This window comes from Mesorhizobium sp. Cs1299R1N3 (assembly GCF_037179625.1).
GTDB classification, from domain to species: Bacteria; Pseudomonadota; Alphaproteobacteria; order Rhizobiales; family Rhizobiaceae; genus Mesorhizobium; species Mesorhizobium salmacidum.
The window spans coordinates 131,049-152,641 of record NZ_JAPYKQ010000006.1; the positions used below are offsets into that span (position 1 = coordinate 131,049).

The following is a 21,593-nucleotide window of genomic DNA, read 5'->3' on the forward strand; positions in this document are numbered from 1 at the left end:
CGAGCTGGGAAAAGCGGGTTCGGCCTCATCTATCGCACCGACCCGGTAATAGTCCGGTCGACATCGGGAACGGACTTGCGATCGTTGCCGGCAAGGGCGGCGATGAGCAGCAGGCTGGCCACGACCGGAACGAACAGCACGGCGACGCGGGCCTGTATATGAAGAATGGCGCGCCATTCGCTGCGCTTGTCGGGGCTGTTGCTCATCATACTCACTTTGCGATCTACCCCCCGGAGGTCACATAGCCGTGAACGGTTAAGCAACTCCTGCCGACTTCGTTAATGCAGGCGATTCAAGCCTGAAATCAGCCGAGCCCGATCCGCCTGGCGCCTTGCCGGAACAACGCTTCGGCGTCGGGCTCGAAGCGGAACGTGCCGATGAAATCGTCGGCGTGGTAGTCCGGCAAACTCTTGCGGATGGCGGCTGCAAAGCCGCGCGCCTCGTCGAGCCGCCCCGCCAGCGCCAGGCAATGTGCCGCGATCGCCAGAATGATGGCGTGCGCGTTCGGCCGCGCCGCCGCCTTCAGCGCCCATACGGCTGCCTCCTCGAACTGGCCGAGCCGGACATGCGACATCGCCCGCGCACCGAGCATGCCGAACAGCAGCGGGTCGAACGGGCTGAGATGGCGCGAATGGTCTGAGGAGCTTATTGCCGCTCTGGGGTCGCCCGACTGCGAGTGGACGAAGGACAGCGCGTAATGGCCGAGCGCGAAATTGGGGCTGAGTTTCACCGCCTGTTCCAGTTCGCCGAGTGAGCCCTCCTGTTCGCCGCGCAGCCACAGCGCCCGCCCCATTGCCCAGTGCGCGGCCGGATTGTGGTCGTCGACCAGCAGGCTCTGGCCGGCGCTCTCGAAGGCCAGCGCGCTTTCGCGGTCGCGGTCGCCCCAGCGCTGGAAGGCGTTCTGCCAACGGGTGAAGGACAGGCCGGCATAGGCGCGGGCGAAGGTCGGATCGAGCTGCAAGGCCCTGGCAAAGAAATGCCGCGCCGTTTCGTTCTCGGCCTGGGTGAAGCGATACATGTGCCAGAGGCCGCGGTGGTAGGCCTCCCAGGCGTTGAGCGAGTTGGGCGCCTTCAGCAGGGCTCGGTTACGCTCGACGGTCTCGACCTCCACCGAGATCGACGACACGATGCTGTCGCCGATGTCGTCGAGCACGGCAAAAATGTCGTCCGGACGGTGCTCGAAGGTCTCGGCCCAGACGATCCTGGCGGTACGCACCTCGACGAGTTCGACGCTGACGATCAGGCGGCCGGCCATGCTGCGCACCGTGCCGGTGGCGACATAGTCGACCTTCAGCCGGCGACCGGCCTCTTCGGGTGCGATGCCCTTGTCGGCCAGCGCGAACACCGATCCGCGCGCGATGACGAAGAAATCCCGCAGCTTGGCGAGACGGGTGATGATGTCGTGGGTGAGGCCGTCGGCCAGCCCGCCGCGCAGGCCGGATTCCTCGACGAACGGCATCACCGCCAGCGACGCATGGCTCGGCTCGAGTGGACCGGAGTCGAGTAGACCGGAGTCGGGCGGACCAGGTGTCATCAATTGCGATGCTGTGGACTGGCAGGCCGGCTGCGGCCGCGGCGAGGCAGCCGACTGCTGGTCGCGGATCATGCGCCAGGCTGTCCGCAGCGGCGCGAAATCCAGGTCTTCCGACTGGAACAGCTGTGCCGCCCCCGCCAGATGCTCCTCGGCCGCGGCGATCTCGCCGCGCCGGGCGAGGCTCGCCAGCAGCGTCGTATGCGCGCGCTCGTCGAAAGGCGCGAGTTCCACCCATTTGTCGAGATGCGTGATCCCCTCGTCGCAATCAGCGGGCAGGCTCGCGACGAGCCGTTCCAGCACCGCCGCGTGGACGGACCGGAAACGGCGGCGCTGGCCGATCAGCCAGCTGTTGAAGTGCGGATTGCGTTCGAGTTCCAGCCCGTCGAGAAAATCGCCGGCGAAGAGTTCTGCCAGCACTCGCAACCGCTCCGCATCGAGCTTGTCGATCCCGTGCGCGGCGGCATGGCTGATCTCCAGCGCATCGACAAGGCAGCCGCCGAGATCGAGCGCGACCATATCGTCCTGCGTGCGGACACGGCGCTGGTCCGGCGTGTCGAGAGCGCCGCGCAACTTGCTCAGGCACCAGCGCAGCTCGCCTCGCGGATCGTTGGGCACGTCCCACAGAAGTTCGCACAGGCGGCTGCGCCCCACCGGGTGCGGCGCCAGCGCCAGATAGGCAAGCAGTGCCCGCAGCTTGCGCGAGGCCGGCAGTGCCATCGGCACACCGTTACGCGTGATCGCCAACTGGCCGAGCAGGCGCACGGACAGGCCCGGCATACCGCCGTCCTGGCTCGATGGTGCGGATTCCACGTCCGTTTCCACGCCTGCTCCCACGCTGGCCTGTCGGCCCCTGCTTTATCACCAAACACGATCTGGCGCATCCGGCGGCGAATTTCGCGCCGGCAGCGGTCATTGCCGCATCGCCGGCAACGTCAGTCCTAGCGCGGCAAGGTCTCGAAATCTCGCCGCCCGGGCCGCCGGTTCGTAACCGGTTCGTGAAGATGAACACGATCGAGGAGATCAACGATGTTGAACAAACAGAAAATCAGGACCACTGCCGGGCGCGGGCGCCTGTTCGACAGCATTCTCGACACTGTCGGCGACACGCCGGCGGTGCGCATCAACAATCTCGCGCCGGCCCATGCGACCATCTACGTCAAGGCCGAGTTCTTCAACCCGGGCGCCTCGGTGAAGGACCGGCTGGCGCTCAACATCATCGAGGAGGGCGAACGCAGCGGCGCGCTGAAGCCGGGCCAGACCGTGGTCGAGGCGACCAGCGGCAACACCGGCATCGGCCTCGCCATGGTCTGTGCGCAAAAAAACTATCCGCTGGTCGTCACCATGGCCGACAGCTTTTCGGTCGAGCGCCGCAAGCTGATGCGCATGCTCGGCGCCAAGGTGGTGCTGACGCCGCGCGCCGAAAAGGGTTTTGGCATGTACAAAAAGGCGGTCGAGCTGGCCGAGGCCAATGGCTGGTTCCTCGCCCGCCAGTTCGAGACGGCCGCCAATGCCGCCATCCACGAGGCGACGACCGCGCGCGAAATCATCAACGATTTCGCCGGCTCGCGGCTGGACTGCTTCGTCACCGGCTATGGCACCGGCGGCACCGTCGTCGGCGTGGCGCGAGTCTTGCGCCGCGAACGGCCGGATGCCCGCATCGTGCTCTCCGAGCCGGCCAACGCGCAACTGATCGGCAGCGGCAAGGCGCAGCAGCGCGCTGCCGATGGCGCCCCCACCGCCAGCCACCCGGCCTTCGAGCCGCACCCGATCCAGGGCTGGACGCCGGACTTCATCCCCAATGTCCTGCAGGAGGCGATCGAAACCGGCCTTTATGACGAGGTGATGCCGATCGCAGGGCCAGAGGGCATCAAATGGGCGCGGGCGCTAGCCCAGAAGGAAGGCATCTTCACCGGCATTTCCGGCGGCGCCACCTTCGCCGTGGCGCGGCAGGTCGCGGAAAAGGCGCCGGCCGGATCGGTGATCCTGTGCATGTTGCCCGACACTGGCGAGCGCTACATGTCGACACCGCTGTTCGACGGCATCGAGGCCGAAATGGATGCCGACGAGCTGGCGCTGTCGCGCTCGACGCCCGGCTGCCAGTTTCCGGCGGCATGACGGAGGCAGTCATGGACATCGCGCGAGAAACCGTCGGCATGGTGGCCGAGGAAACGCTTGACCCCGCCGACTGGGCAGATGTGCAGGCCTTGTCGCACCGGGTCGTCGACGATGCCGTCGATTATCTGCGCGACGTGCGCGACCGCCCGGTGTGGCGGGAGATGCCGGCCGATGTGCGGGACTCTTTCACCGCCCCGTTGCCGCGCTCGCCGGCACCGCTTGCCGCCGTCTACGGCGAGGTCTCGCGCACCGTGATGTCCTACCCCATGGGCAACATCCATCCGCGCTTCTGGTCCTGGTACATGGGGTCGAGCAACTTCACCGGCGCGCTCGGCGATTTCCTCGCGGCGATCCAGGGCTCCAATCTCGGCGGCGGCAACCATGCCGCCGGGCTGATGGACAGCCAGGTGGTGAACTGGTGCAAGCAGATGCTGGGCTTTCCGGCGTCGGCCTCCGGCACGTTGGTCAGCGGCGGCTCGATGGCCAATATCATCGGGCTGACCGTGGCGCGCAATGTCAAGGCCGGCATCGATGTGCGCGAACACGGCGTCGCCGCCATCGAAAAACCGCTGCGCTTCTACGGCTCGGACCAGATCCATTCCTGCCATCGCAAGGCGATGGAAGCGCTCGGGCTCGGCAACCGGGCGCTGCGCCGGATCGCGACCGATGCCGGGCTGCGGATCGATATATCGGCCTTGCGCGCGGCGATCGCCGAGGACCGGGCAACCGGCTTCACGCCGGCCTGCGTCATCGGCAATGCCGGTACGGTCAACACCGGCGCGATCGACGACCTCAGGGCGCTTGCCAAACTCGCGCACGAGGAAGGACTCTGGTTCCATGTCGATGGCTGTATTGGCGCGCTGATCGCGATCGCGCCGCAAAACGCCCATCGCGTCGCCGGCATCGAATGGGCCGATTCGATCGCACTCGATCCGCACAAATGGCTGCACGCGCCGTTCGAGGTCGGCTGTGCCCTGGTCAGGGATGCCACGGCGCACCGCCGGACCTTCGCGGTGACGCCGGAATACCTGGAATCGACGCCGCGCGGCCTCGCATCCGGCGAATGGCTGCACGACTATGGCCTGCAGACCTCGCGCGGCTTTCGCGCCCTGAAAGTGTGGATGGCGCTGAAGGAGCATGGCGTCGAAAAATTCGGCCGCCTGATCGACCAGAACATCGCGCAGGTCTCCTATCTGGCCGGGCTGATCGAGGCCGAGCCTTTGCTGGAACTGGCGGCAGCGCCGACCATCAACATCGTCTGCTTCCGCTATCAGCCCGGCTTGGCGGGCGAAGCGCTGAAGGCGCTCAACACCGAGATCATGCTGCGGCTGCAGGAGCAAGGCATAGCGGCACTCTCCGACACCACCGTGCATGGCGAGCACTGGCTGCGTGTGGCGATCACCAATCATCGCACCCGCCGCGACGATCTCGATCTGCTGGTGCGTGAAGCGGTGAGGCTGGGGCGTGAGATCACTGCGGAGGGCCGCGTGTCTTCCTAGTTCCGGGCGGCCGTGCGAACCTGCCCGCGATGATTCGGGGGAGGTCGGCGGTGACGATGTTTCGCATGGTTGCGCTGGCGGCTCTGGTCCTGGCCAATTCGGCCGATGCCGCCGACATGGCCTTTTTCGTCAAGAACCTGCGCAAGGAGGCGGTCGCGGTCGAGCTGTTCAGCCGCGACCGTGAGACCGTCTGGCCGGGCAACGACAAGGTGTTCCTTGTCGATCCGGACTCGCAGAAATCGGTGCCGCTTTCGTGCAACCAGGGCGAACGCATCTGCTATGGCGCCTGGGTCGACGGCAACGACAAGATTTCTGCCGGCGTCGGCCCAGACAACGACCAGCCCTGCGATACCTGCTGCTTCATCTGCGTGGAGCACACGACCGAGACGATCGACCTGGTGCCGTGATCGGGGATCCCGTGCAGGCGGTCATTCCGGCGCGTCAGTCTGGAAGGCCGGCCTTGTGGAAGCCCTCGATGAAATGCTCGCGCGTCGCGTCGTCGCGGAACGGTTCCGTCATCACCCAGTGGCGGGTCGTGAAATGCGGGTTGCCGACAAGGAACAGCTCGACCTCCGCGCGCGCCTCGTCGAGCCGGCCAAGTTGGGCAAGGCTTGCCGCAAGGAAGCGGCGTGAGCTGGTGCGGTAAGTCTCGTCCCGGCGCAGCGTCTCGACGGCGGCAGCGTAGTCGCGCGCCGCATATTGCGCCTGGCCGAGCGTCAGATAGTACCAGCTTGCCGGAAACGGGTTCAGCCGGAACGCCTTGCGGATCTGCTGCAGGCCCTCCTCCACCCGCCCGGCGAGCGTCGTTATGTCGGACAATGTCGCCCAGGCATCCGCCTCGTTGGGGTCGAGTTCGAACGCCCTGGCGAATTCGGCATCCGACTCGGCGAAATCATGCTCATAGGCAAGCAAATTGCCGAGCACCCAGTGACAGCCGGCATCGTTGGGATCGATCGCGACCGCCTTGCGCGCCAGGTCCAGGGCAATGCGGCGGTTAGGGTCGATCGGCTCGCCCCAGTGCACCCATCCCATCCAGTGGTTCATGGCGAGCCAGCGATAGGCCTCGGCGTAGTCGGGGTCGAGCGCAACCGCGCGCGTCAGCATCAGATGCGCTTCCCGTGCCGTCTGCGGCGAATCGTCGATCAGCTTGCGCGCCCGCACGCACAGATCGTAGGCGTCGAGATTTGTGGGCCGGTTGCGTGGCGGCGGCGCGCGCAGCCGGCCGAGCAACGCCTCCACGATCTTGGCGGTCACCTCGTCCTGGACGGCAAAGATATCGTCCAGGCCGCGGTCGAAGCGTTCCGCCCAGAGATGATCGCGGCTCGCTGCATCGACCAGTTGTGCGTTGATGCGCACGCGCCCCGCGTCGCGCCGCGCGCTGCCCTCCAGCAGGTAGCGGACACCAAGTTCCCTGGCGATCTCGCGCACGTCCATCGCCCTTCCCTTGTAGGCAAAGGTCGAATTGCGCGCGATGACGAACAGGCCGGAAATCCTCGACAGGTCGGTGATCAGGTCTTCGGTCAAACCGTCGCAGAAAGCGTCCTGCCCGGCATCGTTGCTGAAATTGACGAAGGGCAGCACCGCGATCGATGGTTTGTCAGGCAGCGGCAACGGTTTTCGCTTGGCGCCGGCGAGCTGTTCGACGGCTCCCGTGAAGCGGTAGCCGACGCGTGGAACGGTGCTGATCCATTCGCCGCCTCCTTCACCCGCAATGCCGGGCGGACCGAGCAGCTTGCGCAATTGCGCGATCTGGACGGTGAGATTGCCTTCCTCGACGGCCGTGCCGGGCCACGCCGCGTCCATGAGTTCGGCCTTCTCAAGGATTTCGCCGGCCCTTGCGACCAGCGCCGCGAGCAGCTTCAGCCCGCGATAGCCGATGGCCACGGGGACGTCGTTCCGGAGCAGCGTTCCCGCACCGGCATCGAGCACGAACGGGCCAAAGGCAAAGCGCTCTCCCTGCATGGCGCATCTATAGAGCAATTCCAGGAAAAGTGCGAAGCGGTTTGCCTCGGAGAAGCGCACAGCGCTTTCCCCGGAGGAATTGCGTGAAAACAAAGAGTTAGACGCCCGTTTGGAACTTTTGAGAACTATTTGGCGGGCCTTAATTACGGCGGCGTTCGCGTCCCGCAGAATGCAACCTCATTCAGCTTAAGGGCATAGAAGTCCGGCCCCACGGAGGTTGTCATGAACGATATCCTTGCTTCGGTTCCGCCGGCAGTGCGGCAGCCCGCAAGTCCCAAGCAAGCGCCGCGTCGGCGCCTGGCGGTCTTGCGAAACACCATAGCGGCCTGGCGCGAGCGGACACGCTTTCGCTGGGACCTCAAGCGAATGTCGGAGGTCAGTCCGCATCTGATCGACGACATCGGTTTGACGACGCCACAGGCCGAGGAAGAAATCGCCAAACTGCCCTTCTGGCAGCGACAAGGCGAAATGCCGCGATGATTTGGACGGGATTGCCCGGCATCATCCCTTTAGCATCCGCCCGCGTCATGTCATGATCCCCCATCGGCCGTGGGGGCCGATTCTACATCGGGGGTTTCCATGTCTTTCACATCAGCGCGCCGGCTCGCCGCCGCGTGTTCGCTTGCCGTCCTGTTTGTATCAACCGCCCATGCCGGCGACGTCACCTTCGCCGTCAAGAACAGCCATCCCAACGCCATGCGCCTCGAGCTCTACAGCCAGGACCGCGACTATGTCTGGCCGGGCGAAGGCAAGGATTTCTATCTCGATGACGGCGAGACCAAGCAGCTGCCGATATCCTGCAATGAAGGCGAATCGATCTGCTACGGCGCCTGGGTTGACGGCGACGAAGGCACCTATTGGGGCGTCGGCCCCGGCAACAAGGAAAAATGCGAGGATTGCTGCTATACCTGCAGCGGCGGCGAGACCGAGGAGATCGATCTGGTCCCCTGACCGGTTTGCCAGCTTGACGGGTTTCCCGCTGGGGACCATAGCCCAAACACCCAAGGCACGCCGCGTGCATTCAGGCGCGGTGTGCTCCAGGCACACAGGGGAGCACGCCAATGGCCGGCATGGTCGAAAGCGACAAGATCGACGTCGGATTTTCCGGCAAGCGCTGCATCCATTCGCGCAATTGCGTGCTCGGCGACCCGCATGTCTTCGTGCCCAATGCGCCGGGCCAATGGATCCATCCCGAGGCGGCCAGCGTCGAGAAAATCGTCGCGCTGGCCGAGAATTGCCCCTCGGGCGCCATCACCTATCTGCGCAAGGATGGCGGCCCGCAGGAAAAACCGCCTGTGGTCAACACCGTGCGGCTGCGCGAAAACGGTCCGCTGGCGGTGCATGCCGAGATCGTGCTTGGCGACGAGACATTCTTCCGCGCCACGCTCTGCCGCTGCGGCGCCTCCCAGAACAAGCCGTTCTGCGACAACAGCCACATCAAGGCGGGCTTTGCCGCCACCGGCGAACCGGCGCTGAAGGACACGCCCGCGCTGGAGGCCCGTGACGGCCCGCTGAAGGCGACGCCTACCACGAACGGCCCGCTCAAGCTCGAAGGCAATGTCGAGATTGTCACCGGCACCGGCCACACGGTCGACCGCACCACGAAGGTCTTCCTGTGCCGCTGCGGCCACTCGGCGAACAAACCGTTCTGCGATGGCAGTCATAAGAGGTTGGGTTTGTCGGATAGCTGCGGAGGTTGGCGCGAGGCGCCCCCCTCTGCCCTGCCGGGCATCTCCCCCTCAGGTGGGGAGATCAGCTGCCACACCGGGTTTCGCCTATCGCCAACGTTGCTGGGCCAGTGCCAGTACTGAGACTGCCAATCTCCCCCCTTGAGGGGGAGATGTCCGGCAGGACAGAGGGGGGCGCCTCACGCCAACCTTTCAATAAATTCTCCACCGCGCCAGTGCCGCGTTCCTTGGCCCACCTCTCCCGGCTTTATCCGCGAGCCCGTATCGGCTAAGGGCAGGCAACCAAACCATTTCCCCGGACTTTCGCCCCAAAATGACCGCCAAGACCAAGCCCGCCCCTCTCTTCCTCGGTATCGACACCGGCGGCACCTACACCGATGCCGTGCTGTGGTCCGAGACCGAAGGTCCCCAGCAGGGGCCGAACAAGGGCAAGGTGCTGGCAAAGGCCAAGGCGCTGACCACGCGGCATGATCTGGCCGTCGGCATTTCGGGTGCCGTCGACGCGGTGCTGGAAAAGGCGGCCACCGATCCGGCTGACATCAAGCTGGTCTCGATGTCGACGACGCTCGCCACCAACGCATTGGTCGAGGGGCAGGGCGGCCGGGTGGCGCTGGTCATGATCGGTTTTTCCGAGGCCGATCTTGCCCGTGATGGGCTGAAGACGGCACTCGGCACCGACCCGGTGGTGTTTTGTCCCGGCGGCCATGATGTGCACGGCAACGCGGCAAAGCTCGACCTGTCCGGGCTGGAGGCGATGCTGCCGGAACTCGGCGCGTCGGTGTCCGGCTTTGCCGTCTGCGCCTATTTCGCCACCCGCAATCCCGCGCATGAGATCGCCGCCCGCGAGCTGATCCGCGACAGGACCGGCCTGCCGGTCACATCAAGCCACGAATTGTCGGCCAAGCTCGGCGGGCCACGCCGTGCGCTCACCACGCTGCTCAATGCCAGGCTGATCTCGATGATCGACCGGCTGGTGGCGGCGACCGAGGGGTTCCTTCAGGCGCGCAACATTGCAGCGCCCCTGATGGTGGTGCGCGGCGATGGCGCGCTGGTTTCGGCGGCGTTTGCCCGCCAGCGGCCGATCGAGACGATCCTCTCCGGTCCCGCCGCCAGCCTGGTCGGCGCCCGCCACATGACCGGGCTCGACAATGCGGTGGTCTCCGACATCGGCGGCACCACCACGGATGTCGCGGTGCTCGATGGCGGCCGGCCGCGGCTCGATCCGGAAGGCGCCACCGTCGGCGGCTTCCGCACCATGGTCGAGGCGGTGGCCATGCGCACTTTCGGCCTCGGCGGCGATTCCGAGGTGACGCTGGAGGACGGCGCGCTCAATCCGAAAATCCTGCTCGGGCCGCGCCGCCTGGTGCCGCTGGCGCTGGCCGGCATGGCGCATGGCGAGGCGGTGACGGCGGAACTCGAACGCCAGTTGCGCGCCCCCAACACCGGCCGCATGGATGGCCGTTTCGCGGTCCGCACCGGCGTGCCGGACCGGCTCGCCGCAGGGCTGACCGCCCCGGAGGCAAAGCTCTACGAGGCGATCGGCGCGACACCGCTCGCCCTCGACAGGCTGCTGACCTCTAATGCCCAGAATGCCACGCTGAACCGGCTGGTCTCGCGCGGGCTGGTGCATATCTCAGGCTTCACCCCGTCCGACGCCGCGCATGTGCTTGGCAAGCAGGCGAACTGGGACGCCGCCGCCGCCCGCCTTGGCGCCGAACTGTTCGCCCGCAGGCGCGATGGCCGTGGCCAGGCGATCGCGGCCTCCCCGGAAGCGATCTCGGATCGGGTGCTGGTGACGCTGACGCGATGGTCGGCCGAATACATCCTGGAAACCGCCTTTGCCGAGGACGGGCTCGATGGCGCGGCGACCGTGGCGCACGCGCTGGTGCAGCGCGCCGTCGACGCCCATCCCGGCATCGCCCGCCTCAGCGTCGCGCTCGACCGTCCGGTCATTGGGCTAGGCGCTTCGGCCCCCCTGCATTACGCCGGCCTGGCGCCGTTGGTCGGCAATGACTGCGTGGTGCCCCGGGATACCGATGTCGCCAACGCGCTTGGCGCCGTCGTCGGCCAGGTCAGGGTCTCGGCCGAGGCGCGTGTCAGCCAGCCCAAGGAGGGTTTGTTTCGCCTGGCTTCGGGTGAAACGGTGCGCGATTTCCTCGACGAGGCGGCGGCGATCGCCGCCGCCGAGGCGGATGTCCGCGCCATTGTCGCCCAGCGGGCCCTTGATGCCGGCACCGACAGCGCCGAGATCGACGTGGCGACCGAGTTCCGGGTCTCGACAGTGGAGGCCCAACGTATGTTCATCGAAGCGCATGTCGTGGCGGTGGCCTCGGGCAGGCCAAGGATCGCGGTTTGAGGGCGCATTCTTCCCTTCTCCCCTTGTGGGAGAAGGTGTCGCCGAAGGCGACGGATGAGGGGTGTTCCAGGGAACGCCAGCGTCTCACTCCCGCTGGAACACCCCTCATCCGTCTCGGCGCTAGCGCGCCGATCCACCCCCCTGGACGAGTCACGGGCCTCGCCCGCCCTTCGGGCCCCACAAGGGGAGAAGGAAGGATGCGCCCACCTTCACCCTAAGCTGAATTGACCCCGCAACCCCAAACATGCCAAACGCCCCGCAAAGCTTTCATCTGGAGTAGCCTGATGACCGATCGCATCGAGATCGCCGGATTGCGCATTGCCCGCGAGCTGCATGACTTCGTCGTCGACGAAGCGCTACCCGGCACCGGCATCGAAGCGGCGCGCTTCTGGAACGGCTTCTCGGCCATCGTCCATGATCTCGCGCCCAAGAACCGGGCGCTGCTCGCAAAACGCGACGCCATGCAGGAAAAGCTCGACGGCTGGTACCGCGACAATGGCGCGCCCATCGACATGGACGCCTACAAGGCGTTCCTGAAGGAGATCGGCTATCTCGTTCCGGAAGGGCCGGCCTTCAGTGTCTCGACTGAAAATGTCGATCCGGAAATCGCCGTCGTCGCCGGACCGCAGCTCGTCGTGCCGGTGATGAACGCGCGCTATGCGCTGAATGCCGCCAATGCGCGCTGGGGCTCGCTCTATGACGCGCTCTACGGCACCGACGCCATCCCCGAAACGGATGGCGCGCAGAAGGGCAAGGGGTTCAACCCGGCGCGCGGCGCCAAGGTCATCGCCTGGGCCAAGGATTTTCTCGACCAGTCGGTGCCCCTCACCTCTGGCAAATGGGCAGGGGTTAACGGCCTGTCGGTGGCCAACGGCGCCCTGAAGCTCGGCGCCGGCGCCGGCTCGACGACGCTGGCCGATCCCAAACAATTCGTCGGCTATCGCGGTGACGCCGCCAATCCGCAAGCCGTGCTCCTGCTGAAAAACGGACTGCATGTCGAGATCCTGATCGACCGCGCCAACCAGATCGGCCGCACCGATCCGGCCGGCATCGCCGACGTCATCCTGGAATCAGCGCTGACCACCATCCAGGATTGCGAGGATTCGGTCGCGGCTGTGGATGCACAGGACAAGGTCGTCGTCTACCGCAACTGGCTCGGCCTGATGAAGGGCGACCTGGCCGAAGAGATCACCAAGGGCGGCAAGAGTTTTATTCGCAAGCTCAACCCCGACCGCGCTTGGACCATGCCCGCCGGCGGCACGCTCACCGTGCCTGGCCGCTCGTTGATGCTGGTGCGCAATGTCGGCCATCTCATGACCAATCCGGCGATGCTGGACCGCGACGGCAGCGAGGTGCCGGAAGGCATCATGGACGCCGCGATGACGGCGCTGATCGCGCTGCACGATGTTGGGCCGAAAGGGCGGCGGATGAACTCCCGCGCCGGCTCGATGTACGTGGTGAAGCCGAAGATGCACGGGCCGGAGGAGGTCGCCTTCGCCGTCGAGATCTTCGACCGCGTCGAAGCCCTGCTCGGCATGGCCCCAAACACCATCAAGATGGGCATCATGGACGAGGAGCGGCGCACGACAATCAACCTCAAGGAGGCGATCCGCGCCGCCAGGGAGCGCGTTGTCTTCATCAACACCGGCTTCCTCGACCGCACCGGCGACGAGATCCACACCTCGATGGAAGCCGGCCCGATGATCCGCAAGGGTGATATGAAGCAGGCCGCCTGGATTTCCGCCTACGAGGCCTGGAATGTCGACACCGGTCTCGAATGCGGGCTCGCCGGCCATGCCCAGATCGGCAAGGGCATGTGGGCGATGCCCGATTTGATGGCGGCGATGCTGGTCGAGAAGATCGCCCACCCCAAGGCCGGCGCCAACACTGCCTGGGTGCCCTCGCCGACGGCGGCGACGCTGCACGCCACGCACTATCACAAGGTCGATGTGCATGCCGTCCAGGCGGCTCTGAAGAGTCGTCCGAAGGCCAAGCTCGACGACATATTGTCGGTGCCGGTGGCCGTTCGGCCGAACTGGACGCCTGACGAGATCCAGCGTGAGCTCGACAACAACGCGCAAGGCATTCTGGGCTATGTCGTGCGCTGGATCGACCAGGGCGTCGGCTGCTCCAAGGTTCCCGACATCAACGATGTCGGCCTGATGGAAGACCGCGCCACGCTGCGCATCTCCTCGCAGCACATCGCCAACTGGCTGCGCCACAAGGTCTGCTCGGAAATCCAGGTCAGGGATTCGCTGCAGCGCATGGCCGCGATCGTCGATCTGCAGAATGTCGGCGATCCACTCTACCGGCCGATGGCGCCGGACTTCGACAGCTCGATCGCCTTCCAGGCCGCCTGCGACCTTGTGTTCAAGGGAACAAGCCAGCCAAATGGTTACACCGAGCCGGTCCTGCATAAGCGGCGGCTGGAGCTGAAGGCGAAACAGGGCTGAACTGGTGCGCCATCTCGGCATGGTCCGCCGCAGATGCGCTGTAGCTGTGCAAGATCACGCGTTTGCCGCCACCGCATCGTCTTGGACGGGTTCAGGATGGCTGCGACGTGGCTTCAGCCGGAGAAGCGGCTGCTCCAGGACACGGTAGCTTAGCGTTGCCGCCAGAACACAGTGTGCCAGACCTGCCAGGCAGGTGGTGGCGTAGTTTTCCGGAATGTGGGCCAGCTGGAGCAGGGCCTTGCCTTGGTCGAATGACCAGGCGTGGAAAAACGTCGCCCACCTGCTACGCTGGCCACCGCTGGCCTATCTTGGGACGATTTCCTTCGGCCTTTACGCGTTTTGCGCGTAAAGCGCGATGTGAAGCAGCGAGCCGGCAAAAAGCCCGGCCGGGAGGTAGGCCAGAACCGATCCGACGGGCGTGTGGATATAGGGCAGGAAAACCAGCCCTATCCCGCTCAAGAGAAATACAGCCGCGACCAGCGGCAGCGGGAGTCTTCTAGTCAGGCCCATTGCGACGAGGATTCCCACGATTGTCGATTCAGGTCTCAAGAGCGGCGTCATATAGACCGCCTGAGTTGCCACTCCGCTCAACGCGAACGCCACCCTCCCAAGCAGACACAATGGCAGAACGCAAAGCAAACCGGTCGCAAGGGCGTGCCTTCCAACGCTGAGATACAGGAGGAACAGAAGCGGCAGCAGCAGGTAGATTTGGAACTCATAGGGCAGAGACCAGAGCTGGGCTGTGTATCGGATCGACGACCAATTGTCCGGAAACCAGGCGATGTAGTTGCCGACAAACGAGACCAGACCAAGAAGCCATCCATAGGCAGCCGGGTTCTGCGGACCATAGGCAAGCAGCATCGCAAGCGGAAAGAGCACCATCAGCGGATAGATGCGTAACAGCCTCCGCACGAAGAATTGCGAGATGGAAATTCTTCCAGTTCTGGCCCGCTCCTGTTCGAAGAGCCGAAAGAGCAAAAAACTGGATAGGGCAAAGAATATCTCGACCCCGACCCATCCCTGTTTCTGAACCATGACAACCGAGCTGTATTCGGCAGGCGCCGAAAAATGGCTGAAGAACACCATTGCAAACGCCAGAAATCTGAGGCCGTCCAGTTGGTCGGTCCGAAGTCCGTCGATGCTGCTTCTCGAAGAGGGCATGTTGCAAAACCTGAGAGAACTTAGTGACCGCTGGGCGCCAACCAGCCGTCAAGGCCGCGCCATGATCCGAACGCTTCGAGCGCTAAAGCAGGCAGCTAACAGAAGTTCGATAATTAACCTTTTACATTTGTACCGAGATAACCAGATCTTGGCTCCAACACAAATATCGCGCGCTCGCCCACCGCACGAAGCGCGTCGCGAGCATCGAGCCTACGCCGCCTGCGCAATGCGCTCCGCACTCATCCGATAAGAAATCGCTTCGGCCAGATGGATGCGGCCGACAGCCTCGCTGGCGTCTAGGTCGGCGAGCGTGCGTGCTACTTTCAGCACGCGATGGTAGGCGCGGGCGGAAAAGGCGAGTTTTTCGCTGGCGTCCTTGAGCAGCGACAGGCCGGCGGCGTCCGGCATGGCGATCGCTTCGATGACCGCGGGAGAACAATGCGCGTTGGTGGTGGCGCTGTTGACGCCGAGCCGTTCGAAGCGCTCGCGCTGGAGGGTGCGCGCGCGGCCGACGCGCAGCGCCACATCGGCGCTCTTTTCCGCCCGGTCGGGCCGGATCAGGTCGCTGGCCGAAACCGCCGGCACTTCAATGCGAAGGTCGATGCGGTCGAGCAGCGGGCCTGAGATGCGCGCCTGGTAGTCGGTGCGGCAGCGCTCGCCGCGCAGGCAGCGATAGCCGGGTTCCCCGGCCATGCCGCAGCGGCACGGGTTCATCGCCGCCACCAGCTGGATGCGTGCCGGATAGGTGACGCGGTGGTTGGCGCGCGCGATCATGCAGTCGCCGGTCTCAAGCGGCTGGCGTAGCGCATCGAGCGTCTGCGGCGTGAATTCGGGGAACTCGTCGAGGAACAGCACGCCGTGATGGGCGAGCGACACTTCGCCCGGCCGCGCGCGTATGCCGCCGCCCACCATCGCCGCCATCGAGGCCGAACGGTGCGGGGCGCGGAATGGTCGCCGGTCGGTCAGCTTGCCTTCGCCGAGCTCGCCGGCCACCGAGGCGATCATCGAGACTTCGAGCAATTCCTTCGGCGCCAGCGGCGGCAGGATCGACGGCAGACGCTGCGCCAGCATCGATTTTCCCGAGCCGGGCGGACCGATCATCAAGAGATTGTGGCCGCCGGCGGCCGCCACTTCGAGCGCCCGTTTCGCCGTCTCCTGGCCCTTGATGTCGGCGAGGTCGGGCAGGTCGCGCGCCGAGGCGTGGATGCCGGCCTCCGGGCGCGACAGCACCTGCGTACCGCGGAAATGGTTGGCTATGGCAATCAGGCTGCGCGGCGCCAGAATGTCGAATTCCCGCCCCGCCCAGGCCGCTTCCGGCCCGCAGGCGAAGGGGCAGATCAGGCCCTTGCCCTCGGCATTGGCACCGATCGCCGCCGGCAGCGCACCGGCGACCGCGGTGATCGTGCCGTCGAGCGACAGTTCGCCGAGCACGACATAGCCGGCCAGCATGTCGCCCGGAATGGCGCCGAGGGCCGCCATCAGGCCGAGCGCGATCGGCAGATCGTAGTGGCTGCCTTCCTTGGGCAAATCCGCGGGCGCCAGATTGATCGTTACTTTTTTCGACGGCATCGACAGGCCGGAAGCATGAAGGGCCGCCTGGACCCGCTCGCGGCTCTCGGCCACCGCCTTGTCCGGCAGGCCGACGATGTGGATAACGAGGCGGATTAATTTAAGTTTGTCTTGGAGACCATTGGACGCGTCAGTGGTAATTTTTCGCCTGTCAGGATGAGCAGCAGCGCGGGTAGCGATTCGTTGGCATCCTGACTATACGACGAGAGGATTCTGTAGGGACATAAGGTCATGAAGATCGTCTTCAGCAGAAAAGGGTTCGACGGAGTGGCAGGAGGTGTGCCAAGTCCGATCATAAGCGGGAGGCCGCTTAGCTTTCCGATACCAACGACACTTCAGCACACTAGGTTCTCCGACCTTCGCGAGCCCGTTTTTCAACTCGTTTGCGATCTTACCCGGGGCCGGATTAACGGCGACGCATTCTGCCACCTTGATCCGGACATTGATGCCGCTGTGACGAAGGGTTCGAGGCCAATCGGATGGCGCGGTGCGCTTGGACAAGTCGGTAAGGCGCAATCGCACCTTAGAAACCGGGGGGTCGGCCCGGGTGACCTGTTTCTCTTTTTCGGGCTGTTTCAAGAAGTTGAAAGGCAGGCGGGGTGCTGGCGTTATCTCGGAAAACCTCAGCATGCCATATTCGGCTGGCTGCAGGTCGCTGAAGTTGTTTCGGTTGCAGACGATGCAAAGGGGATTCGAACTAAGCACCCATGGTTGTCTGACCACGCCCATCTTCGGGACGGATGGGAGACATTCGGGGTCTCTCCGAAGGTGCTTCAAAATACCGTCTATATTGCCGAAGAACGGCTATCGTTGTTGCCCAGCTCAAATCTTCCTGGATTTGGGACGTTGGAAGAAGCCTATATTCTGACCGCATCTGAGAGCAAAATGAAGTCGGTATGGCGCATTCCTGACTGGCTCAACCCACATAGAGGTGGAACAGGTCTAACCTTTCATTCATCCAACCGATATTCGAACGACCTCCTCGCTACTGTTGGCAGGGGTCAGGAGTTTGTTGCCGACATAGGGGAGAAAGTGGAACCTCTTGGGTGGCTCCAGTCGATCTTGGCCCTCTAAAGTTTTGGTCGTACGCCATCAAAAATTATTCGGTATTCGGTCTCCCTACCCTGAGATGCCTGACGATTATGATCTGCCAGCCATCAGGTGACCAATTAGCCAGACAATCGCCAAGATGGTCACCATAACAGCGATTCCGGGCAATTTTTCCTTTCCAGATTTTCGCTTTCTCGACGTCTTCCACGGAGTTTTATATTCTGTCACAGTGTAGAGGCCCCCGCCTTCATTATGGGTGTTTTTTGTACTCCCGTCAGATCGGCTAGTTACTGTAGTTTTGCCGTACCGCGTAGATGTTGAGCTCGTCGTCCCATCCGCACGAATGTTTTGCCATGAATTGCGGCCGACTTTTCGCCTGGTTGGCCGCCTACCTGATTTGCTTTCTGCCAAGAGAATCCCCACCGTCTGCTGTTGTTGGTAGATGAACGATAAAGGGCTTAAAAGGCTTTGCAAGCTGCTTGAGCCGAAGACTGAGTCTGAGCCCTACGCCCAACCTGCGTGATCCGATTTGGCGAGCTTCAGGAACAGGTCAAACCAAAACCGGTATCCGGCCCTGTCTGAATCGCCCTGAGCCACGAATGCACAACACGCGACCGACGTCGTCTGATCTTTGCCGTATTCGCTCACTGCCGCATCGATCGCTTCGTCCTCTGACACGAATTTCCATCCTCTGATGGTGCTGTTGGACATAGAACGCAAGCGCGCGGCGGACGACGCCTAAGAGCGGTTGGCGTAGAAGGCAGCAGAGCGTGAGGCCAAGGTCGGCAAATCATTTCGAACAAAACAGGAACGAAAAGTCAATGCCGGCCTTGACGGGAGAGGAATATGTTCCTTATCTCTGAATGGATACAGCAGAAAAGGGCTATGGGGACGCGCCGCAAACGCGCGTATAGGCAAAGCAATGGCGGACTCAGCAGAGGACAATTTCCGCATCGAGGTTTGGGACCGCGAGGAGACTACGCTTGCCGAGACGATCAATCGTTCGTCGGATTCTTGCGTCAGACAGGCCGCATGGCAGGCCTCGATACGCCGCCGGCCTGGCATGTTGCTGATCCATTACAACAGTCGTCACGTCATGGAAAAGATCGTCACACCAGGGGAGGTCGTAATTCCCCCGCAAACGATTATCGATGGCAGCGTTCACGCTGGCTTGGACGTCTCCCTTGGCGACCTCCGTGAGTGGCACACTTTGCGGGCCTGGTGCACAAAATGTTCGCATCATGCCGAGGTGAAGCCGGCCGGGCTGATCCGGCGATATGGCAAAGGCGCGCTTTTTAGCACCATCGAACGCGCGCTGTTCTGCACGAGTTGCGACCGAGGAGGCCCGGTTCGACTTGAGATCCACAAGCTTCCACGGAACTGAGGGAGTTGGAAAGTGCACGACCTGATCGACTTCTTCCAGGCCAATGCGGCTTTGGTGTTCGCCAACCCCATAGCCTTCATGGCTTTCGCAGTTCTTTTTGCAGGCGGAGGGTTCATCGTTGGCCGCTACTTTTTGACAGAGCGGATCGCGAACTTGGAAAGCCGCATCGCGAGGCGTGATGACGAAATCGAAGCGCTGAAAGCTGGACGTAAGCGCAAGACTGAAGAGCTGTCACTGATTCCAATCAAAGGCATATCGGCGATTGAGAACGATGGAACGCCGCTGTTAGGGAAATGGCCGGATAGGTGCCGACCAGGAACACTGTCTGCGCCGCCACGTCAACGACGTGGCTAACCAGCTGGTTGGTTAGGCTCGGTCGCCCTTTGAAATTCGGAAAGGGCCTCGGGGAATTTCTGCGCAAGATATCGAACGACGCGCACATTGTTTATTAGCTCCTTGAGATATTCGCGTGCTGCGACAAGCTCAAGTGCCAGAGCTCCATACTGCTCCGTTGTGTTCCGAAACCGGTTGCACAGACTGGCGAACTGGCGTTTCAACGCTGCCAATTGCGCGTCGGTCAGGCCAGCGAACCTGCGTTCTGGGCTCGATGAATCGGCTAGCTGCGTCTGTGAACTCAAGGCCGTGGCCATCTTCGCGTAGTTATAGGTTACCCTGTTCATGGCGACCATAAGCTTGGCAACTTCAAGCTGTCGGGCAGGAGCCAGCTTTCGCAGCACGCCAAAAATCTTGGGCGGCAGATAACAATTTTGGAACAGCTCAACTACCTCTGGGGCAATGCCGCCGACAAGCTCGCTGCCGACAGCACCTGGGACGGGCCGATGAACAGCGCTCGAAGCCGCCATGTCGCGCCCGTCAGCCAGAATTCTGATGGCCAGTGTTCTTGGCAATGTCGCGAGATCTTCCGCAAGAAGCAGGTCGCGAAATCGTTGGTCTGCGATCGGAGTTCGAAGCGCTGCGGCGATCTTACCCATGCTACGCCGCATCAAGTCGCCCTCACGAATGAAGGTACGCTTCCTCTTGCATTCAGCCTCGTAAACCTTGAGGAAAGCTGGAGTGGTGAACACGTTGGTGGGCTCGTCCGGGCGTCGATCTGCCAGTTTGGTGTGCCTTCCCTGGCTGTTTCTTAACTTCTCAATACTCGAGACCCAAACCACTATCGCAGCTCCCCGACTGCCGCTCGCTCCCCCAGCGCGATGAGCGGCCCAAGCGATGTGAAAAGAAAGGCATCGAGCTTTGTTCCATTGTTTGCTGCCATCCCCCTAACCAGATATTTGATCTCGCTGGTCGGAGCGATCAAGTAATCCCTGACGGTCTCATTGTCGGGGTTCATCCGCATAAAAACAGAGATGTCGGGCGCAGGGTTTCGCTCGGCACCTGTGATCCATCGCGGATAGCCATAGGTCGTTGCGTGGCAGCGGGCGATCGCCATTGCGACCGTCACCTCGCCATTGATAATGACGAGGTCACCGTTGTCGTGCACGGCGTGACCGCCCGCATTGTCTATTGCAGCGACAAGACTATCGATCATGCTCCTCCGCATCGCTCGAAGGCGCTTGTTGGCGTCGAAGAATGTGACGTCCCGACGAGGCTCGTATCCGATCATTCGGTAGGTGCCCAGAAGACCGCCAAACCGCTTGTTGTATCGGTCGGCCGGTGGGCACTCCGGCGCGGCATCAATAATAGCTCGGGTTAACTTACCGCGCCTTTCAAGAAGTTTGGACAGAGCTTTCAACATCTGCTCCTTGCTCATGAGAACAGATTGGGATTTCACCAGGACTTGCGCACGGTTGAAAAGTTTTTTGTCGACGATGGCTTCGAAAGCATCGTCTTTTCGCGCCCATTGAGATGGCGGATTGCCTATACGCGTCCGGCTGAGTTTGCATGAGCCCCGACCCCAAACGTTGTGGCCGATGTACTTCTCGCAGGTGATAACATGGTGTACCGATTCCCGTGTCCACGCCTTGCTCAGGTCCGTCAAAATTCCACGCTTGTTGAACAGCCTTGCGATCTCGAGTTGTGTTTTGCGTGCCTTCACGAACTGAGTGAATATCGACCGGACAATAGCGATCTCTTCTGGTGGTCCAGGCACCAGGATGACCCGATCCGTCTGGAGGCTCTTATATTCGTAGCGCGCAAGGATGGCCTTTGGCTGCCCCGCTTTATCCAGCAGCAGGCGTCTGAGGCCAAGGCCGGGAATTCCGCCCTGCCAAAAACCCATCCGAACCAACCTGCATTGGCCAATGAAGACTTTCTGCGATAGCATCCGACTTTGCTCAGCCGCCATACTGCGCTTGATAGCCTTGAGTACATCGGAGCCGATGCTGCCGTCATTGACGAACTGCTCGGCGCAATATTCGATTCGCACGCCTGCGATCTGGCAACGATATTCATAAGAAGCACTTTCATCGATGTTTTGAAAGCGGCCCCACCGGCTGACGTCGTAGACAATGACGGTTTCGAAATCCGCGCGTCTTGACTCGATGTCGGCCAGGAGGCGTTGCAATCCGACCCGCCCACCAATCCTTAGACCGCTTTTGCCGGCGTCCTCATAAGTGGCGATGATCTCGTAGCCCATGATATCGGCATATGCAGCGATCGCATCTTTCTGGTTTGCAATAGAATAGGTCTGCAGGTCGGTTGACATGCGTACGTATTGCGCCGCCCGGACTGTCGGTTTTAATGCGGAGGCCTTCGGAACGCCCGGATTACCCATAGCTTCTCGTGCCAGCAACGATTTCAGCCTGTAGCCTAGGCAGCTTCAGCCTGCCGTGAGGTTACGGACTTCCGGACAGTTTATATCG

18 protein-coding genes and 1 pseudogene are annotated in these 21,593 nt (G+C 63.0%); 11 read left to right on the plus strand and 8 right to left on the minus strand.

Going from position 1 to position 21,593, the window contains the following annotated elements; genetic code table 11:
* Positions 1 to 29: 29 nt before the first annotated feature.
* Together O7B34_RS15825 and O7B34_RS15830 are read right to left on the minus strand one after the other, a co-directional pair.
* The gene (locus tag O7B34_RS15825) at positions 30 to 206 is read right to left on the minus strand and encodes a hypothetical protein (protein ID WP_198028721.1); all 177 of its coding nucleotides are present in this window, start codon (positions 204 to 206) and stop codon (positions 30 to 32) included.
* A 98-nt stretch (positions 207 to 304) separates the two neighbouring features.
* Positions 305 to 2,311 (minus strand): BTAD domain-containing putative transcriptional regulator, encoded by a 2,007-nt coding sequence (locus O7B34_RS15830; RefSeq protein ID WP_337147112.1) that lies wholly within the window; start codon positions 2,309 to 2,311, stop codon positions 305 to 307.
* A 249-nt stretch (positions 2,312 to 2,560) separates the two neighbouring features.
* Here O7B34_RS15830 and O7B34_RS15835 point away from each other — a divergent pair, with 249 nt between their 5' ends.
* From O7B34_RS15835 to O7B34_RS15845, 3 genes are read left to right on the plus strand one after another with little or no spacing between them, the layout of a single operon-like run.
* Positions 2,561 to 3,649 carry a PLP-dependent cysteine synthase family protein gene (locus O7B34_RS15835; protein ID WP_337146919.1) on the plus strand — a complete coding sequence of 363 codons (1,089 nt, stop codon included), beginning with the start codon at positions 2,561 to 2,563 and terminating at the stop codon, positions 3,647 to 3,649.
* Positions 3,650 to 3,660: 11 nt separating this feature from the next.
* Positions 3,661 to 5,148 (plus strand): pyridoxal phosphate-dependent decarboxylase family protein, encoded by a 1,488-nt coding sequence (locus O7B34_RS15840; RefSeq protein ID WP_337146920.1) that lies wholly within the window; start codon positions 3,661 to 3,663, stop codon positions 5,146 to 5,148.
* A 56-nt stretch (positions 5,149 to 5,204) separates the two neighbouring features.
* Positions 5,205 to 5,555 (plus strand): hypothetical protein, encoded by a 351-nt coding sequence (locus tag O7B34_RS15845; RefSeq protein ID WP_337147113.1) that lies wholly within the window; start codon positions 5,205 to 5,207, stop codon positions 5,553 to 5,555.
* 34 nt (positions 5,556 to 5,589) lie between these two features.
* Here the strand turns inward: O7B34_RS15845 and O7B34_RS15850 are convergent, their stop codons facing one another.
* Positions 5,590 to 7,110, minus strand: a complete 1,521-nt coding sequence (locus O7B34_RS15850; RefSeq protein WP_337147114.1) for a winged helix-turn-helix domain-containing tetratricopeptide repeat protein — start codon at positions 7,108 to 7,110, stop codon at positions 5,590 to 5,592.
* A gap of 222 nt (positions 7,111 to 7,332) precedes the next feature.
* On the opposite strand from O7B34_RS15850, the gene O7B34_RS15855 reads away from it, so the two are divergent.
* From O7B34_RS15855 to O7B34_RS15875, 5 genes are all read left to right on the plus strand, one after another.
* Positions 7,333 to 7,590: a DUF1127 domain-containing protein gene (locus tag O7B34_RS15855; RefSeq protein WP_337146921.1), complete on the plus strand. Its 258-nt coding sequence runs from the start codon at positions 7,333 to 7,335 to the stop codon at positions 7,588 to 7,590.
* Positions 7,591 to 7,689: 99 nt separating this feature from the next.
* Positions 7,690 to 8,061, plus strand: a complete 372-nt coding sequence (locus O7B34_RS15860) for a hypothetical protein (protein WP_337146922.1) — start codon at positions 7,690 to 7,692, stop codon at positions 8,059 to 8,061.
* A 110-nt stretch (positions 8,062 to 8,171) separates the two neighbouring features.
* Positions 8,172 to 8,921 carry a CDGSH iron-sulfur domain-containing protein gene (locus tag O7B34_RS15865; RefSeq protein ID WP_337146924.1) on the plus strand — a complete coding sequence of 250 codons (750 nt, stop codon included), beginning with the start codon at positions 8,172 to 8,174 and terminating at the stop codon, positions 8,919 to 8,921.
* A 190-nt stretch (positions 8,922 to 9,111) separates the two neighbouring features.
* The gene (locus tag O7B34_RS15870; RefSeq protein WP_337146925.1) at positions 9,112 to 11,154 is read left to right on the plus strand and encodes a hydantoinase/oxoprolinase family protein; all 2,043 of its coding nucleotides are present in this window, start codon (positions 9,112 to 9,114) and stop codon (positions 11,152 to 11,154) included.
* 284 nt (positions 11,155 to 11,438) lie between these two features.
* Complete coding sequence (locus O7B34_RS15875; protein WP_337146926.1) at positions 11,439 to 13,607, plus strand: malate synthase G; 2,169 nt, start codon at positions 11,439 to 11,441, stop codon at positions 13,605 to 13,607.
* A 330-nt stretch (positions 13,608 to 13,937) separates the two neighbouring features.
* On the opposite strand, the gene O7B34_RS15880 is transcribed toward O7B34_RS15875, so the two are convergent.
* Positions 13,938 to 14,768 carry an acyltransferase family protein gene (locus O7B34_RS15880; protein ID WP_337146927.1) on the minus strand — a complete coding sequence of 277 codons (831 nt, stop codon included), beginning with the start codon at positions 14,766 to 14,768 and terminating at the stop codon, positions 13,938 to 13,940.
* Between the two features lie 210 nt (positions 14,769 to 14,978).
* Positions 14,979 to 16,421, minus strand: a pseudogene (locus O7B34_RS15885) (YifB family Mg chelatase-like AAA ATPase); the annotation flags it as partial.
* A 147-nt stretch (positions 16,422 to 16,568) separates the two neighbouring features.
* On the opposite strand from O7B34_RS15885, the gene O7B34_RS15890 reads away from it, so the two are divergent.
* Positions 16,569 to 17,411 (plus strand): hypothetical protein, encoded by an 843-nt coding sequence (locus O7B34_RS15890; protein WP_337146928.1) that lies wholly within the window; start codon positions 16,569 to 16,571, stop codon positions 17,409 to 17,411.
* 480 nt (positions 17,412 to 17,891) lie between these two features.
* On the opposite strand, the gene O7B34_RS15895 is transcribed toward O7B34_RS15890, so the two are convergent.
* Positions 17,892 to 18,065, minus strand: coding sequence for a hypothetical protein (locus O7B34_RS15895; RefSeq protein WP_442920967.1), 174 nt, complete (start codon positions 18,063 to 18,065; stop codon positions 17,892 to 17,894).
* A gap of 244 nt (positions 18,066 to 18,309) precedes the next feature.
* On the opposite strand from O7B34_RS15895, the gene O7B34_RS15900 reads away from it, so the two are divergent.
* Complete coding sequence (locus tag O7B34_RS15900) at positions 18,310 to 18,771, plus strand: hypothetical protein (RefSeq protein WP_337146929.1); 462 nt, start codon at positions 18,310 to 18,312, stop codon at positions 18,769 to 18,771.
* Positions 18,772 to 18,783: 12 nt separating this feature from the next.
* Positions 18,784 to 19,125: a hypothetical protein gene (locus O7B34_RS15905; protein ID WP_337146930.1), complete on the plus strand. Its 342-nt coding sequence runs from the start codon at positions 18,784 to 18,786 to the stop codon at positions 19,123 to 19,125.
* Here the strand turns inward: O7B34_RS15905 and O7B34_RS15910 are convergent.
* Positions 19,122 to 19,946 carry a plasmid partitioning protein RepB C-terminal domain-containing protein gene (locus O7B34_RS15910; RefSeq protein WP_337146931.1) on the minus strand — a complete coding sequence of 275 codons (825 nt, stop codon included), beginning with the start codon at positions 19,944 to 19,946 and terminating at the stop codon, positions 19,122 to 19,124. The genes O7B34_RS15905 and O7B34_RS15910 overlap by 4 nt on opposite strands.
* Positions 19,946 to 21,505, minus strand: a complete 1,560-nt coding sequence (locus tag O7B34_RS15915) for a recombinase family protein (protein ID WP_337146932.1) — start codon at positions 21,503 to 21,505, stop codon at positions 19,946 to 19,948. Before O7B34_RS15915 ends, O7B34_RS15910 begins: the two co-directional genes overlap by 1 nt.
* Between the last annotated feature and the right edge of the window lie 88 nt (positions 21,506 to 21,593).